Source organism: Streptomyces sp. H39-C1, assembly GCF_027158125.1.
In the GTDB taxonomy this organism is placed as follows: Bacteria; Actinomycetota; Actinomycetes; order Streptomycetales; family Streptomycetaceae; genus Actinacidiphila; species Actinacidiphila fildesensis.
In genome coordinates, this window is the sequence record NZ_JAPVLS010000010.1 from 1 (window position 1) to 12,446 (window position 12,446).

Annotated in this window: 13 protein-coding genes; 6 read left to right on the forward strand and 7 right to left on the reverse strand. The window is 69.4% G+C overall.

Translation table 11 applies throughout. From position 1 onward, the window contains the following. Window positions 1–31: 31 nt before the first annotated feature. From O3W51_RS08930 to O3W51_RS08945, 4 genes are read right to left on the reverse strand one after another with little or no spacing between them, the layout of a single operon-like run. On the reverse strand, window positions 32–1,123 hold the full coding sequence (locus O3W51_RS08930; RefSeq protein ID WP_138354904.1) for a hypothetical protein: 1,092 nt from the start codon (window positions 1,121–1,123) through the stop codon (window positions 32–34). Between the two features lie 60 nt (window positions 1,124–1,183). Next, window positions 1,184–2,530, reverse strand: a complete 1,347-nt coding sequence (locus O3W51_RS08935) for an aldehyde dehydrogenase family protein (protein WP_198357689.1) — start codon at window positions 2,528–2,530, stop codon at window positions 1,184–1,186. Between the two features lies 1 nt (window position 2,531). Further along, the gene (locus O3W51_RS08940) at window positions 2,532–2,999 is read right to left on the reverse strand and encodes a hypothetical protein (protein WP_269285073.1); all 468 of its coding nucleotides are present in this window, start codon (window positions 2,997–2,999) and stop codon (window positions 2,532–2,534) included. Window positions 3,000–3,034: 35 nt separating this feature from the next. After that, entirely contained in the window at window positions 3,035–3,706 is a 672-nt protein-coding gene (locus O3W51_RS08945; RefSeq protein WP_138354946.1) for a cyclase family protein, read from the reverse strand. A gap of 277 nt (window positions 3,707–3,983) precedes the next feature. Here O3W51_RS08945 and aroF point away from each other — a divergent pair, with 277 nt between their 5' ends. Genes aroF through O3W51_RS08965 form a run of 4 tightly spaced genes read left to right on the forward strand, consistent with a single transcriptional unit; the run spans window position 3,984 to window position 8,965 of the window. Next, on the forward strand, window positions 3,984–5,027 hold the full coding sequence (gene aroF, locus O3W51_RS08950; RefSeq protein WP_269285077.1) for a 3-deoxy-7-phosphoheptulonate synthase: 1,044 nt from the start codon (window positions 3,984–3,986) through the stop codon (window positions 5,025–5,027). A gap of 25 nt (window positions 5,028–5,052) precedes the next feature. Next, a complete protein-coding gene (locus tag O3W51_RS08955) occupies window positions 5,053–6,150 on the forward strand; it encodes an AMP-binding protein (RefSeq protein ID WP_138354900.1) in 1,098 nt (365 codons plus the stop codon). Between the two features lie 2 nt (window positions 6,151–6,152). Continuing rightward, entirely contained in the window at window positions 6,153–7,652 is a 1,500-nt protein-coding gene (locus tag O3W51_RS08960; RefSeq protein ID WP_198357687.1) for an isochorismate synthase, read from the forward strand. 53 nt (window positions 7,653–7,705) lie between these two features. Further along, window positions 7,706–8,965 carry an ATP-grasp domain-containing protein gene (locus tag O3W51_RS08965; RefSeq protein WP_164296628.1) on the forward strand — a complete coding sequence of 420 codons (1,260 nt, stop codon included), beginning with the start codon at window positions 7,706–7,708 and terminating at the stop codon, window positions 8,963–8,965. A 79-nt stretch (window positions 8,966–9,044) separates the two neighbouring features. Here the strand turns inward: O3W51_RS08965 and O3W51_RS08970 are convergent, their stop codons facing one another. Continuing rightward, window positions 9,045–9,257, reverse strand: coding sequence for an EF-hand domain-containing protein (locus O3W51_RS08970; protein WP_138354897.1), 213 nt, complete (start codon window positions 9,255–9,257; stop codon window positions 9,045–9,047). A 106-nt stretch (window positions 9,258–9,363) separates the two neighbouring features. Here O3W51_RS08970 and O3W51_RS08975 point away from each other — a divergent pair, with 106 nt between their 5' ends. Further along, window positions 9,364–10,008, forward strand: a complete 645-nt coding sequence (locus tag O3W51_RS08975) for a TetR/AcrR family transcriptional regulator (RefSeq protein ID WP_198357685.1) — start codon at window positions 9,364–9,366, stop codon at window positions 10,006–10,008. 3 nt (window positions 10,009–10,011) lie between these two features. Next, window positions 10,012–10,491, forward strand: coding sequence for an acyl-CoA thioesterase (locus O3W51_RS08980; RefSeq protein WP_138354895.1), 480 nt, complete (start codon window positions 10,012–10,014; stop codon window positions 10,489–10,491). A gap of 304 nt (window positions 10,492–10,795) precedes the next feature. Here the strand turns inward: O3W51_RS08980 and O3W51_RS08985 are convergent, their stop codons facing one another. Both O3W51_RS08985 and O3W51_RS08990 read right to left on the reverse strand, forming a co-directional pair. After that, window positions 10,796–11,290 carry an ATP-binding protein gene (locus tag O3W51_RS08985; protein WP_138354894.1) on the reverse strand — a complete coding sequence of 165 codons (495 nt, stop codon included), beginning with the start codon at window positions 11,288–11,290 and terminating at the stop codon, window positions 10,796–10,798. Window positions 11,291–11,609: 319 nt separating this feature from the next. Further along, window positions 11,610–12,377, reverse strand: a complete 768-nt coding sequence (locus O3W51_RS08990) for an enoyl-CoA hydratase/isomerase family protein (protein ID WP_138354893.1) — start codon at window positions 12,375–12,377, stop codon at window positions 11,610–11,612. Window positions 12,378–12,446 lie beyond the last annotated feature (69 nt).

Here is a 12,446-nt window from a genome sequence, read left to right on the forward strand (position 1 = left end):
CGGCCGGACCGCCCGGTCAACTCTGCGTCGTTCAGGCCCCGATGAGGGTCACCGGGTCACCGAACCTCATCAGGTCGCGGTACAGCTCCGCCCGGGAGTGCCGCATGGTGCGCAGCACGCCGACCGCGCTCTCGGCCGACGCCTCGCCCTGGACGATCGAGCGGTCGTCACCGACCAGACCGGCCGTCACGCTGATGTGCCGCTCGATGTCCTGCAGATCGGCCTCGAGCAACGCGTCGCGGGCGAGCGCCAGTTCGGGGTCGGTCGCCGCCAGTTCGGCGAAGGGTTGCGCGGAGACCTTGACGAGGTTCCGCATGGCTTTGCGGAACGCCTTGTGCTCGGGCTGCGTCCGGCCGGTGAGTGCCACCGGCACGGCCGGCGGTTGCATGGTCGGGCGGACCTTCGCGTCGTAGCACGGAGCCGACATGTCCCCGGAGTGGATCATGGCCGCGGTGAAGCCGCGGACATAGGCGATCGCCTCCTGGAGGGCGTCGAAGGCTGCGTCGCGGTCCCCGTCCACCAGCCCGGCGGCCGCCCGGGAGACGGCCTCGGCCGCCGCGAGGTTGAGCACGAAGTAGAAGTGGTGGGTGATGACCCACCGCGTCAGCTCGTCGTTGCCCGGAACGTACGGGCTCCGGCCCCCCGTGGGGGTCCCGCCGGAGGGCGCCGCGGCGTCGCGCGGCGCCAGGCCCTCCAGGATCTTGGCCATGGCGTGGACCTCGTAGGCCTGATCGTTCAGATCCAGCCGCGCGTCGCGCAGATCGCGGAGCGTCCGCGCGATGATCGTCGTCACTTCCGAGACGAGCCGGGCGTCGTCGACCGGCGCCGTGCGGACCCCGAAGTACTCGTGGTTGGGAACGATCGGCTTCAGCGCCGCGGCGTCCATCGGGACGACCATGGCCTCGACGGCGAGCCGGTCGGTCTCCTCGACCGCCGCGTCCATCGCCTTGCGGACCGCGTCGCCGGCTCCCGCCGGGTTCAGCAGTTCGCCGTGCAGACGCATCAACGCGTCGGTGGCCGTGGTCAGGGCGGTACCGACCGGTGCGGCCGGGCTGGTGCGGCCGCGCACCACGTTGTTCTCGGGAAGGACGACGATCGGGATGTCGGGACAGGCAGCAGACATGTCCATCACCTCACTATCTTCTGAATGACCTGGGAGCGGTCGGTCGGGGCACCGCTGGTTTCACGACCCGGCGAAACCACGGGCCTCCTTGAGGAACTGCCCGATGTACCCGTCGTGCGGCAGATACGGATCCCGGTACCAGCCCGGGACCCTGCCGTGCAGGACCGTGCGGATGCCGGGGGTGTCCAGGGCTTCGTCGACGAGCGCCGCGTTGTCGGTGAGGAGGGTCAGGGCCAGGGAGTCGTCCAGCGGGCCGATGCCCTCCGACGGCTGCCAGGGCGCCACCCATACGCAGGGGAACGGCAGTTCCGTGCCGAGCCCCGGGTGGTCGGACCGGTCCACGCACATCACCGCGGGCCGCAGGGCCGCGGCGTCCTCGTCGACGACGGTCACCGGACCGCCGTCCGCCTCGTAGTACCGCTCCGTCAGATCGACGGCGCCCTGTGCCGCCCGGTCGAGGGCCGCCCGCAGGCCCGCCGCCTCCTTGCGAGGACGGACGGGAAGGACGGCCCCCTCGTCGGTGACCGGAAGGGCCGGCAGCGAGGCCAGTCTTTCGGCCAACGCCTCGGCCAGGGCACGGTGGTCGCCCGAGGTGAGGACCGCGGTGGTGTTGGTGCACCGCACCCCGCCGTCCGCGGAGATCTCGGCGACGAGATGGTCCAGGACCGCCTCGTCGACCGGACCGTCCACGAGGATCTTGCTCCGGCCGGGACCGCGGACCAGCACCCGGTCGTTGCCGCGCAGCCGGGCCACCGTGGCCTCGCTGCCGTAGACCAGGGCCAGATCGGCCGCGTCCACGAGAGCGTCGGCGGCGGCGTGCGACCCGGGCAGCAGGCTGATCCAGCCGGGATCGAGACCTGCCTCCAGCAACGCCCGGACCAGGCGCAGCGGGGTGACGGGGTCACGGGTGCCAGGGCGCACCACGACCCGGTACCCCAGCGCCACGGCCTGGAGCCAGGCTCCGTGGGTGGCCGGGTGGTTGCTGGGGGCCACGACACCGAAGACGGAACCGCGGCGCACCCAGCGGGCGGTGCGGCCTGCGCCGACCGGGGACTGCCGCGCGACGACGTCGCCGAGCAGCCCGCAGTCGTTCTGCATCCGGCCGAGGGTCTGGCGGGCCACGCTGATGGGCACACCGGAGACGAGTGCCTGGATACGGCAGTACTCCTCCGGGGTCTGTCCGCCCAGGGTGGCCCCGGCGAACCGGCGGCCCGCGTCGGCGAGCACCGCGAGGCGCTCGTCCGACGTCATCCGCGGTGCTTCGCGCATGCGTTTGACGGTGAGCCTGGTCACCAGGGCGGGTGCTTCATGGACGGTGGCAAGGGGAGCGCCGTTCACGCCGTGCAGCACACGCGTGTCGCGGGAGCTCCGCTCCTCCCCGTCGCGGAGCACGGGTATGGACAACACGTCAGACCAACTCCTCGGGTACCGGCCGGGAAAGGGGACGCGAGAAGAAATCACCCTCGGTGACGATATCGGGAACGGCGTTCAGCGCCCGCAACGATCTTGCGCTGCAAACCTGCACAATGCGTAACGGCGGGCCGGCGGAACCGGCCACCGGAGCGCACTTGTGGAACTGGCTTTCGCGCGGTAGTTCCTGGTGCACCGGGGTGCACCCGGCAATGCGAACTTCAGCACCGCGCGCGGACGCGCGTATAGCCCGCGCCGGCAGCAGTTCCGGCCGCAGACACGAGCCTGTCCGAAAACCCGGTTTTCGCTGGATCGTGTTTGGCTTGATGACGACACGGTCGCCTCTGCCGGTGTCCGGTAATGGATCACCGAGCAGATCCAGCGCCGCTTCGAGGCCTTCGTCGATGGCGGCGGCTGTTTGGTTCCCGGCTTCTTTCAGAGAAACGGCTGTCTGATTTCCAGCCATGTGGACCCCCTTGTGTGAGTGTTCCGCCGAGGGGGTCAGACCGGCCATCCGTCGAACACCACGGCGCGGGCCGGGGCGGCTTCCACGCCGGAAATCTTGATGGGAAGCGCCATCAGCTGGGCGACCTGGTTGTCGATCTGGTCGAGGTTCTGGATGTTCTCCAGGATCGGGATGTTGGCGGCCAGCAGCCGCCGGTGCACCTGCCCGCTGCGGTCGTCCGGCCGCTCCGTGATGCAGTCCATGCCGACGAGCCGGACGTCGTTGTCGACCATCCAGTCCGCCGAGGACAGGGTGAGATAGGGCGGCTTGTCCCAGTAGTCCTCACGCCCCAGGTACCGGTTCGGGTGGTCGGTACGGATCAGCAGACGGTCGCCGGCCTGCCATACGTCGCGGACCGCCTTCTCCAGTTCGTCGCCGGTGACGGGGTCGAGGTCACGGTGGCCGGAAAGGTCCGCGATGACCACCCGGCCGACGAAGGTCTCCAGCGGGACCTCGTCGATTTTCGCGCCGTCCTCGTAGAAGTGGAATCCGGATTCCACATGGGTTCCGTTGTGCGGGAAAATCTGCAGATCCGAGAAGGTCCGGCCGCCGCCGGCCGGGTCGGTCTCCGGGGTCATCGCCTTGCGTATACCAAACTTCGGATACCACGAGGCGTTATAGGAAGGCATTCCCTCGTACCAACCCTGGCTGATATCGACCATCTTCATGTCGTACCCCCGCTGTTCATGTTGTTCGGTTTCGGCCAACGAAACATCTTTCGGCCAACGGCATCCGCCCTGCCTGAGGACGGCACGGCGATGACAGCACAGGAAGAATACGCTTGGCAATCCCTTCACTTCTGGGTTACTGTCCGGAAGAAGATCTTTCCGGGGGGACGAGTCTCAGTGAAAAGCGATGCCACGACCACGACTGGGTGGCACTCCCCCTGAGCTCCATCGGAGCACTCCCGACAGTCCCTTGGAAGGCACTCCCATGATTGTGGTAATGAGTCCGCAGGCTGCCCGCGAACAAGTTGAATCCGTAAATGAATTACTTCGGGGCAGTGGCCTGATTCCGATATCCAGCACTGTGGCGGGCGTCACAGTGCTCATCACAGAAGGAACCGACGGGCCTGATCTGGCAACGGTTCTGGAGAAGGCGCCCGGCGTCGACCGGGTGGTCGTGGTGTCCGGATCGCAGCGGTTGACCAGCCGGGTGTTCCGTCCCGAGGACACCCAGGTGACGCTCGGCTCCGCCGGCGGAGCGGTGTTCGGCGGCACCGGATTCGCCGTCATCGCCGGTCCCTGCGCGGTCGAGAGCCCGGCGCAGATGAACGCCGTGGTGGACTCGGTCGTCGCGAGTGGCGCCGTCATGCTGCGCGGCGGCGCGTTCAAGCCCCGGACCTCCCCGTACAGCTTCCAGGGGCTGGGACTCGCGGGGCTGACCCTCCTCGCCGAGCAGCGGAAGCGGACCGGCCTGCCGGTCGTCACCGAGGTCGTGACCCCGGGAGACGTGGAATCCGTCGCCGAGGAGAGCGACATGCTCCAGATCGGTGCGCGCAACATGCAGAACTTCGAGCTGCTGCGCGAGGCGGGAGCCTCCGGCCGGCCCGTCCTCCTCAAGCGCGGGATGTCCGCCACCATCGAGGAGTGGCTGCTCGCGGCCGAGTACGTGCTGCACATGGGGAACAGCGACGTCGTCCTGTGCGAGCGCGGTATCCGCAGCTTCGAGCGCGGCACCCGGTTCACCCTGGACCTCAGTGCGGTGGCCGAGGCCAAGCGGCTCACCCATCTGCCGGTGATCGTCGACCCGAGCCACAGCACGGGCAAGCCGCACCTCGTCGCGCCGATGTCCCTGGCGGCGGCCGCGTGCGGCGCCGACGGACTGATCGTCGATGTCCACACGGACGCCTCGAACGCGATGTGCGACGGCGCCCAGGCCCTCAGCGGTGAGCAGTTCGGCACCCTCATGGGCCGGCTCAAGCCGGTCGTGGAGGCCGTGGGGCGCACCCTGTCGCCGGCCCTCACCCACTCCCTCGCCCGGGTCTGATCCCCACCTTCCTTGGAGACACCGCATGTCCGAGCACATCGTCGACCCGTTAACCGCCGATCTCGCGCCTGAGGACTTCATCCACGCCGCGATGCAGTGGCACTTCTCCCCCGCCACCGGCTCGCCGTACTGGGTGAAGCGCGCGGCCGAGCTGGACTTCAATCCGCTCACCGACGTCCACACCTGGGACGACCTCGACCTCTTCCCGGACGTCAGCGACGAGTGGAAGGACGTCCCGGTCGACGCGCTGGTCCCCGCCGGGATCGGCAGGGAGGGCTGGGACTTCCAGGTCTTCGACAGCGGGGGCACCACGGGACGGCCCAAACGCATCGTGGAATCGCGGTCGCGCCGCAACGGTGTCCACTGGGTGAGCGAGGTGCTCGCCGATCACAAGGTCCCGGGCGAGGGCGAGGGCCACTGGCTGCATCTCGGCCCCACCGGACCGCACATCGTCGGCCGTTCCATCGGGCTGCTGGCGCAAATGCGCGGCACGTTCTGCCACTACATCGACTTCGACCCGCGCTGGGTCAAGAACAGCGTCAAGCAGGGCAGGACCGATGAGGCCGCCCGCTATGTGAAGCACATCCTGGCGCAGGCCCAGGACATCCTCTCCACCCAGCCCGTCTCCGTCCTCTTCGCCACCCCGCCGGTGCTCGAAGCGCTGGCCGCCGACGAGAAGCTGCTGGATCTGGTGCAGCGGAAGGTGCGCGGCATCATCTGGGCCGGCACCAGCGTGAGCCCCGAGACGCTCCGGGTCTTCGAGGACGAGCTCTTCCCCGATGCCGCCGTGGTCGGCCTGTACGGCAACACCATGATGGGCATCGCCCCGCAGCGCCCGCGGGACGGCGAACGGGACGACGAACGCTGTGTCTTCATCCCCTTCCACCCGTTCAGCCGGGTCAAGGTGGTGGACCCCGAGAACACCGGCACCTCCGTGGCCCACGGCGAGCGCGGGCAGGCGAAGATCAGCCTCGTCTCCCGGGACCTGCTGCTGCCCTGGACGCTGGAGCGCGACTCCGTACTGCGCATCGCGCCCACCGCGAAGTACCCCCAGGACGGGCTGGCCGACATCAGGCCGCTCACCGTGGCCGGCGGCCAGACCGCTGTCGAAGGGGTGTACTAGGCATGACCTCCGCTGCCGCACCAGTGGTCACCCGTGAACGACCCGTCGCGTTGCTCGACCGCGCCGACCGGGACAGCCTCCTCGCCACCTGCCGGCGCGCCCTCGACCAGGCCCGCCGCAGCCAGCGTCTGGTCCTCGTCAGCTGGGCCAAACCGCTCACCCTCGCCGACCCCGTCGCCATCTGGAGCCGTGCCCGTCGCGGTACGCCGCGTTCGTTCCTGTGGCAGTCGGCATGGGACCGCGGATCCGTCGTCGCGATCGGATCGGCGCGCGATCTGCGGGGACGGGGCGAGAACCGTGTCGCGTCCGTCCGCGACGGATGGCAGGCGCTGACCCGGGACCTCGTCACCGGCGGAACGGCGGTCGCCGAACTGCCCACGGGCGAAGGCCCGCTGGCCATCGGCGGTTTCGCCTTCAGCCCCGAGAACGCCCCGGAGAAGGGACGCCTTCCGGACGCCCTGATGTGGGTGCCCGCCCTGCAGATCCGTGGCACGGTGCCCGACCAGGCCGCCGCCGACCGGCCCGGTCCGGCCGAACTGCGCCTGAACGCCGTTCTGTTGCACGACAGCGACCCCGAGCAGGTGGCCAACGGCCTGCTCCACCTCGCCGACCTCTGCCTTCCGCCCGAAGCCGCCGCCGAAGCCCGGAAACTGGCGTACGCGGACGAACGGACGCACACCAGCGCCGAGTTGCCCGACGCCGACCACTGGAAGGGCCTGGTCCGCCGCGCGACCGGCCGGATCCGGGACGGCGACTTCGAGAAGGTGGTGCTGGCGCGCGAGCTGCGGGTCACAGCTTCCAGCCCGTTCGACGTGCCGACCGCGGTGAACCGGCTGCGCAGCGCCTATCCCGGCACCACCGTCTTCGCGGTGGACCACGAGGAGTACACCTTCCTCGGCGCGACCCCCGAATACCTCGTACGGGTCAACCGCCGGGCGGTGCACGCGCTGGGACTGGCCGGTACGGCGCCCCGCGGGCTCACCCCGGAACAGGACGCGGCTCTCGCCCTCGAACTGGCCGGCAGCGCCAAGATCCAGCACGAGCACGACGTCGTGGTGCAGATGCTCCGCGACGCGCTGCGGGACTCGTGCGTCAATGTCGCCTCCGACGCGGAGCCGAGCGTGGTCAAGCTCGCCAACGTCCAGCATCTGTCCACGAAGGTCCGCGGCGAGCTGGCCGCGGACTCCACCGCGGGAATCCTGGACTTCGTCGACCGTCTCCACCCGACCCCGGCCCTCGGCGGCCACCCCCGCAAGGAGTCGCTGAGCTGGCTCTCCGACAACGAGGGGCTGGACCGGAGCTGGTACGCGGGAGTGGTCGGCTGGGCCGACGGCTCCGGGCAGGGCCAGTTCGCGGTCACCATCCGGTCCGCCCTGGTCGACGGCCCCTCCGCCTCGCTGTACGCCGGCTGCGGCATCGTGGCCGACTCCGATCCCGAGGCGGAGTACGCGGAGTCCTGCGCGAAGCTGCGCCCGATGATGTCCGCCCTGGGAATCGAGTGACCAGCCCGCGTCGCCCCGTCCGTCCTGCCGGATCGCCCATTGGTGAGGTAAGAATGACCGTCAAGCCCGCCGCTCCCCGCGTGGTCGTCATCGTCGACGCGTATTCGAGCGCACGATCCCTTGCCCCGCTCTTCCAGGCGCGCGGCTATGAATGCGTCCACGTCCAGAGCACCCCGGCGATTCCGATGGTGTACGAGAAGAGCTTCCGGGCCTCGGACTTCACCGCCAACATCGTGCACGCGGGGGATGTCGCCGCGACGGTCGCGGCCCTCGCCGCGCACGCGCCGGTCAGTCTGCTGGCGGGCATCGAGAGCGGGGTCGAGGTCGCGGACGTGCTCAGCGAGGCGCTCGGCCTGCGGACGAACGGCACGGCGCTGAGCCCGTCCCGCCGGGACAAGTTCCGCATGATGGAGACGGTCAAGGAGGCCGGGGTGCCGGGCACCGGCCAGATCCTGGCCACCGACCTCGACACGCTGCTCGCCTGGCACAGCGAGGCCGAAGGCCGGGTCGTGCTGAAGCCGTTGAAGAGCGCGGGAAGCGACGGCATCTTCTTCTGCGACGACGCGGACCAGGTGCGCGCCGCGTTCGAGGCGCTGCTCGGCTCCGAGAGCGCGCTGGAGCTGCACAACCACGCGGTGCTGGCGCAGGAGTACCTGGTCGGCAGCGAGTACATCGTGAACACCGTGAGCCTGGACGGGAAGCACCACGTCACGGACATCTGGAAGATGCACCACCTCGGCGCCAACGGGGTGCACGACATGGCGGCCGGCGCCCAGCTGATGCCCCGTCATGGCGTGGAGCAGGACGCGCTGGTCGAGTACAACTGCCTGGTCCTGGACGCCCTGGGGGTGCGCAACGGTCCCGCGCACACCGAGCTCAAGCTGACGCCGCAGGGCCCGCGGCTGGTCGAGAGCGCCGCCCGGATCTGCGGTGCGGACGTGCATGTGCCGGCCAAGGGCGCGATCGGCGAGAGCCAGCTGGACTGGACCGTGGACGCGTACGTCGACCCCGAGCGCTTCCTGGAGCGCTGGGAAGCCGGATATGAACTCGCCCGGCACGCCGGGATCGTCAACATGGTCTCGCCGGCGGCCGGCAAGCTCGTCGGCTATCCGAAGATGGCCGAGCTCCGCGGGCTGGAGAGCTTCCACGACATCACGCTGAACGTGCACCCCGGCGACGAGATCCACCGCTCGATCGACGACTGGACGTACCCGATGCGCGTGTACCTCGTGCACGAGACCGAGAGCGTCGTCATGCACAACATCCTGTCGGCGCGGTACATGGACGGTGAAGGCTTCTACGACATCGTCTGAGCGAGACCCGCCCTCGCGGCAGGAACAGGAACGAGTGGGGCCCGGCACCGGTCATGGTGCCGGGCCCCACTTCTGTGCGTCAGCCCTGCAGCTTGGCCCAGAACTCGTCCCACGAGAGCTGCCCGTCACCGTCGGTGTCGTCGGCGTTGATCACGGCCTGGGCGACCGACTCGGTGGTGTGGAAGTCCCCGAGCTCGGCCATGACCTTCTTGTACTCGGCCGCGGTGATCTGACCGTCCTTGTCGAGGTCATACCGGTCGAATGCCCTCTTCGCTGCCTCGATGTCCGCCACGTGACCCGCCCCTTCTCTGTGCCTGATGGTCGGGCTCAGATTATCGGGGTTTCCGGGCCCAACAATAAGTGCGACCGGTCGGTCGTCTTTCTGTTACGGTGAGGCCATGGCAGACAGCGAGCGGCCCGACGGCAGACGCGTACGCGGAGAGCGCACGCGGCAAGCCGTGCTGGACACGGCCGTGGCGCTCGCCTCGGTGGACGGACTGGACGGACTCTCGCTGGCACGGCTGTCCGGAGCGCTCGGGGTGAGCAAGTCCGGACTGTTCACACACTGGCGGGACAAGGAGCAGCTCCAGCTCGACGTGATCGACCGGGCCCGCAAGCAGTGGGGCGCGCTCGTGATGCGGCCGGCGCAGGACGCGCCGGCCGGCGTGCGGCGGCTGCTCGCGCTGCACGAGGCACGGCTGGCCTTCTACGCCGAGGACGTACTGCCCGGCGGCTGCTTCTTCGCCGCGGTGCAGACGGAGTTCGACGACCGGCCGGGCGCGGTGCGCGACCGCGTCGCGCAGTCGATCGTCGACTGGGTGCGGCACATCCAGGACCTCGTCGAGGAGGCGATCGCCCTCGGCGAGCTGCGGGCGGACGTGGACGCCGCGCAGCTGACGTTCGAGATCGACGCGCTCGGCGAGGCCGTCGTCACCCGCTCCCGGCTCATGGACCGGGCCACCGTCCTCGCCCAGGCGCACCGGGCCGTCCTGGAACGGCTCAGATCCTGCTGCACCGACCCTTCGATCCTCCCGGAGAGCTGAGACATGACGACCACCGCCCAGCCACCGGCCACCCAAGAGGCACCGGCCGCACAGATCTTCCCCGTCCAGATCCACTTCGACGATCTCGACGCCCTGGGAATGGTCCACAACGCCCGCTACGCCCTGTTCGTCGAGCGCGCGATCACCGCCTACTGGGTCGACCGGGGCTGGTCGTACACCGCCGACCGCACCGAGTACGACGACACCTTCCTCGCGGTGCGCGAGTTCCGCATCGAGTACCTGGCGCCGATCCTGGGCGCGGGCGACGGGGCCGTGCACATCTGGATCGAGCACCTGGGCCGCACCAGCATCGTCTACGGCTTCCACGTGCTGTCCGCCGACCACCAGGTGGTGCACGCGTCGGGACGCCGCGCCCAGGTCAAGCTGGACCCGGCCACCCTGCGCCCCAGCCCGCTGAGCGACGAGCTGCGCGCGGCGGCGGCTCCCTTGATGGGCGCGCGGCCCATACGCTCCACTGCATAGCGAATCGTTCGAATGCAAGATCGATACACTGCTTATCCGCTATTTACAAGGCAAGTGGCGCAGTTCACTCCCTTATACGCAAGTGATTGATGAAGAATATTAGCTAATGTCCGATATGTGGGTTTGCCTGCTCCGTACCCCCTGTGTCAGAGTCGGTGCCAACGGCCCCCACTGACCCGGGCTGAGCCGTTCCCAAGGCGCCGCGGACCACACCCCCCTTGCTCCGCGGCGGTACGAAGAGGCCCTCCCTGTGTCGCACTGCGACACCGGAGGGCTTCTTCGCGTTGTGGCGGAGAACGGGCGCTCAGCGGTCCAGGACGCGCAGTTCGAACCACGTCGTCTTGCCGCGTGGCTGGAGGTCGACGCCCCAGCGGTCGGAGAGCTTGTCGACGAGGAAGAGGCCGCGGCCGCTGATGTCGAGCTCGCGGACCGGCAGCAGACAGGGCAGCGCCCGCGAGGGATCGCGGACCTCGACGCGGATCCAGCCGCGGCGGTGCAGCATCCGGATCCCGAAGGTGCGGGCGCCGGTGTGCCGGACGGCGTTGCCGACGAGTTCCGAGACCAGTAACTCGACGGTGTCGGAGAGCTGCGGAAGCGACCACCGGCGCAGCACCGAGACGGAGAGCCGGCGCGCGGTCGAGGCGGATTCGGGGCGCGAGGTCAGCCGGACCTCTTCCACCGACGGATCCCCGACCAGATCGAGGGCTTTGGCAGCGGCCTCGTCGGCGGCCGCCGACGGCCACGCCGCAGCGGCGATGCTCACCCGCTGCGGTTGCTCGGATGCTCCCCGGCCCGCCATGCGTTCATCATGGCCGCACAGGAGGCGGTTCGGGGTGGATCCGGGGGAATTGGCCGACCGGAATGAGGGGTTCCATAAGCGTGTTCAGGCATATGCCATGGACAATGATCGCCCTCGAGAAGCCGTGATGACCTGCAGTGATGAGTCGTTGACGATCAGCTACAGGCTACTGAGGGCAGGGATTCTTTAAGGTTCGCTTAAGACTGCGTTAAGGTCGGCCCACCCGGTCGGCCCAACGTCAACAGGCCCTCGAAAGAGGGGTGATGGGCCGGCCGAGGGTCCACGGCGGACCCTCGGCCGACCCGTCGGCACGACAGGACTAACGGAACTTCGCCTTGCCCGGTCCGTCCTCGACGAAGCTGCGCATGCCCGTCTCGCGGTCGGCCGTCGCGAACAGACCGGCGAACAGGGTGCGTTCGATGGTCAGCCCGGTCTCCAGGTCGGTCTCCAGACCGCCGTCGATCGCTTCCTTGGCCGCGCGCAGCGCGTACGCCGGGCCGCGGGCGAGGCGTTCCGCCCAGGCGCGCGCCTCGGCGTAGACCTGCTCGGCGGGCACGACCTTGTCGACCAGGCCGATGGCCAGCGCCTCCTCGGCCTTCACCATCCGGCCGGTGAAGATCAGGTCCTTGGCCCGGGAGGGACCCACCAGGCGGCTCAGCCGCTGGGTGCCGCCGGCGCCCGGGATCAGACCGAGCAGAATCTCCGGCTGGCCCAGCTTGGCGTTCTCCGCCGCGACGCGGATGTCGGCGCAGAGCGCCAGTTCGCAGCCGCCGCCCAGCGCGTAGCCGGTGATCGCGGCGACCACCGGCTTGGGGATGCGGGCGACCGCGGTGAACGACTCCTGGAGGGCGCGCGAGCGGTCGACCATGCCCTCGTAGGACATGGCCTGCATCTCCTTGATGTCCGCGCCGGCGGCGAACACCTTCTCCCCGCCCCAGACGATCACGGCGCGTACGTCGTCGCGCCGCCCCGCCTCCTCCGCGACCACCTTCAGCCGGTCCTGGGTGGCGATGTCCAGTGCGTTCATCGGCGGGCGGTCGATGCGGATCGTGCCGACGCCTTCGGCGACTTCGAGGCTCACAGTCATGGTCCGGAGACTACTTCGCCGGGCGGGCCCGAAGAACAGGCCCGCCCGGCGACGGAGGTCACATCGACT